At 49.3% G+C, this 3,303-nt stretch carries 3 protein-coding genes; all 3 read right to left on the bottom strand.

The window, feature by feature from the left end; genetic code table 11:
- Positions 1 to 163: 163 nt before the first annotated feature.
- On the bottom strand, positions 164 to 715 hold the full coding sequence (gene gmhB, locus G533_RS0119115; protein WP_027951287.1) for a D-glycero-beta-D-manno-heptose 1,7-bisphosphate 7-phosphatase: 552 nt from the start codon (positions 713 to 715) through the stop codon (positions 164 to 166).
- Positions 712 to 1,698, bottom strand: coding sequence for a glycosyltransferase family 9 protein (locus G533_RS0119110; protein WP_205622669.1), 987 nt, complete (start codon positions 1,696 to 1,698; stop codon positions 712 to 714). Before G533_RS0119110 ends, gmhB begins: the two co-directional genes overlap by 4 nt.
- 75 nt (positions 1,699 to 1,773) lie before the next feature.
- On the bottom strand, positions 1,774 to 3,222 hold the full coding sequence (gene hldE, locus G533_RS0119105; protein ID WP_027951285.1) for a bifunctional D-glycero-beta-D-manno-heptose-7-phosphate kinase/D-glycero-beta-D-manno-heptose 1-phosphate adenylyltransferase HldE: 1,449 nt from the start codon (positions 3,220 to 3,222) through the stop codon (positions 1,774 to 1,776).
- Positions 3,223 to 3,303: the final 81 nt, after the last annotated feature.

Below are 3,303 nucleotides of genomic sequence, written 5' to 3'. Positions count from 1 at the left end.
AGCAGTAGGTGAAGCATCAACCAGATAATCCGATGAGATGCCGGTCTGTCTCACTCTCATGCAAAGGTAAGATCAACCATTTAATCCGCTTACCCAAACCTTTGAAGTGAGCAAAGCTGAGGTGATGTTAGCGGCGCTGTAACTGTGTCGGCTGCCAGGCTGTTTACAAGGCAGTTAACGCGGTTTTAATAGAAGGCCAGACTTCATCGGCGCTGGCCTTATCTTCTTCGCTCACACTCTGACCAGACAGCACTAACACTTTGCGTTTAATGCCGGCGGCTCTTGCTGCTTGCATATCGGCTCTTTTATCGCCCAACATAAGACTTTGGCCAGGATCAATCTGATATTTTTCTAGGGCTTGTAACAACATGCCCGGTGCAGGTTTTCTGCATTGGCAATCGATTTGGTAAGGGGCTATGGCATTAGTCGGATGATGTGGGCAAAAAAACACTTCTGTGATGCTAACGCCATGCTGTGCAAATTGTGCTGTCATCCACTGGGTCAGCGCTGCAAACTGCTGCTCGTTATAATAACCGCGGCCAATGCCTGATTGGTTTGTCACCACTATCAGTAAATAACCTTGCTGCTGCAGGTGGCGACAAGCGTCAAATACACCATCGATAAACTCGAACTGCTCCGGGCTGCTGACATAGCCATGGTCGATGTTAATAACACCATCTCTGTCCAAAAATGCGGCTTTTTGTGTGTGGTTCATAACTGCTGCTCGGCGACGACTTTATCGAACATCGCAATAACAGCATCGACCGTTATTTTTTGCATAATATCTTTGCCTTTAACGCGGGTGCCCCATTTAAGCTGTGCTGCGGTTTTACCCTGTTGCGCGAGCAAAGATGAATGATACACCTCTACCACATACTGACGAAATAAATAAGGCCCGGTGCGATCCGGATTGCTATGGCCATAAAGCCCGATAACTGGCGTGCCGACCGCGACCGCCATATGGGTAGGGCCAGTGTCTGGTGCTAATACTAAACTAGCGTGTTTTAGCAGGGCCAGCAGTTGTTTTAAATTGGTTTGACCTGTCAGGTCTGTGATCGGCTGCTTAGCCGTTGCCAAAATGGCCTGGCTTAATGTGCGTTCAAGCTCCGTGGGGCCACCACACAATATCACTGCAAAGCCTTTGGTATGGGCATAATCTGCCAGATCAGCATAACGCTCTGGCAGCCAGTTGCGCTCGGCTTTAGATGCCGCGGGGCTGATGATCAATACCCGTGAATTCGCCACGGCGGCCAGTTGCTGCTTTGCCCATTGCTCATCGCTTTCCGGTATAGGTAACTGCCATTTAGGCGGCTGCGTTAGTAAGTGCTCTGACACACCTATGGCTCTGGCAAATTGGCGAAAGCCATCCAGCACATGGCTGCGTGGTGAGGGTATGATACGGTGGCGCATAAAAAGCGCATGTAGCTCTTTGGCCGTATGCCAGTCAAAACCAATTTTTTTGTGCGCCTTGATACACAAAGAGGCCAGATTAGCGCGAAAAGCCACCTGCATATGCAACAGCACATCAAAATGGTCGTGTTGTAAGTCCTGTTTCAGTTGGCGGTAAGCAGCCTTGCCCTGTCTTTTATCAAACACGACAAACCGCACTCCAGGTAAACCTTCCAGTAATCGTGCTTCTACTTTGCCTATCACCCAGGTGATCTGAGCTTGAGGATGCTGACACTGAATAGCTTGCACTACAGACACTGCATTACAGACATCACCAATAGCGGATAACCTCAAAATACAAATGGACGTTAACGGCTTAGGCACTTAGCTATTTCCCTGCAAATCCTGGATTTTGCGGATTACTTTGCTGGTAGAGCGGCCATCGACAAAGGTTAATACCTGCACTTCGCCACCGTTGGCGAGCACGACATCTGCACCTACTATAGTGTCTATGCTGTAATCGCCGCCCTTAACCAACACATCGGGCAAAATGCTGCTGATAAGCTTTAACGGCGTATCCTGTTCTGCTGCATCATCGCCAAAAGGCACTACCCAGTCTACGCTGGCAAGGCTGCTTAATACCGTAGCGCGGTCTTCCAAGCTATTAATAGGACGTTGTTCGCCTTTTAACCGACGTACTGAAGCATCTGAATTAAGGCCGACCACTAACCTGTCGCCCAGTGCTTTGGCCTGTGCTAAATAGCGGACATGGCCGGCGTGTAATATATCAAAGCAGCCATTAGTAAACACAATACGCTCGCCGTTTTGCCGGGCAAACTGAATATGCTGCAGCACTATATCAAAAGGCGTCTGGTAAAAGTCGCCCTGACGAAATAAGTCCTTGTTCAACTTAGCCGCAAGCTCTTCTGGCGATACGGTAGCGGCACCTACTTTACCCACCACGATGCCAGCAGCTAAGTTTGCCAGCTGAGTGGCATCAGGTAACGACATGCCAGCATTTAGCATTACGGCTAAGGTGGCGATAACGGTATCGCCGGCACCGGTTACGTCGCTTACTTCCAGTACTTGTGCCGGAAAATGATGGTGTTCGGTCGGCGTTATCAGGCTCATGCCTTGTTTGCTGCGAGTTAATAAAATGGATGCCAAGCCGGCTTTTTGCATTAACTCGCGGGCTGAGCTTAGCATCTCGTCGACAGAGCCGGTTTTGCCACCTGCCGTTTTAAATTCGCCTAAATTGGGCGTAATCACATCGGCGCCTGCATAAACCGCTAAGTCGGCTTGCTTGGGGTCAACTAACACTGTTTTCCCGGCTGCTTTTGCCAAAGCAATCATAGCTGTAATATGTTGCAACGAGCCTTTGTAGTAATCGCTAAATACTATTACATCATAGTGGCTGAATACGGCAGCAAAGCGATCGGCCAGTAATTTCGCGTCAGCGCTGCTGAAGCTGTCTTCCTGATCCAGCCGCACAATTTGCTGCTGGCGTGACACCACCCGCATTTTGGCGATAGTCGGTTTCTGTTGTTGCCGGATTAATTCTGAATGGATTTGCTCGCTGGCTAATAGCTGTTGTAAAGAGTCGCCAGCGCTGTCATCGCCAATAATGCCTAGTAAGGCCACTTTGCCATCTAAGTGTGCAATATTGCGTGCCACATTGGCCGCACCGCCGGCTTTGTCTTCAATTTTGCTTATTTTCACCACTGGTACCGGTGCTTCAGGTGAAATGCGCTGTGAGTCGCCATTAAAATAGCGGTCCAGCATTACATCACCTACTACCAGTACAGAAGCAGAAGACAAATGGTTCTTCGTCATTTTATGTGGATTTCAAGATGGAGCCCGCAGGGCTGGCAATCAGGTAGATCATGGTCATGAACGTCTCCGTGTTGCGATATC

This window comes from Haliea salexigens DSM 19537 (assembly GCF_000423125.1).
In the GTDB taxonomy this organism is placed as follows: domain Bacteria; phylum Pseudomonadota; class Gammaproteobacteria; order Pseudomonadales; family Halieaceae; genus Haliea; species Haliea salexigens.
This window is presented reverse-complemented; position numbering and strand designations above follow the sequence as displayed.

Coding starts and splice junctions, on each gene's coding strand:
- hldE (WP_027951285.1), bottom strand. CDS start 3,222: ATGACGAAGAACCATTTGTCTTCTGCTTCTGTACTGGTAGTAGGTGAT.
- gmhB (WP_027951287.1), bottom strand. CDS start 715: ATGAACCACACACAAAAAGCCGCATTTTTGGACAGAGATGGTGTTATT.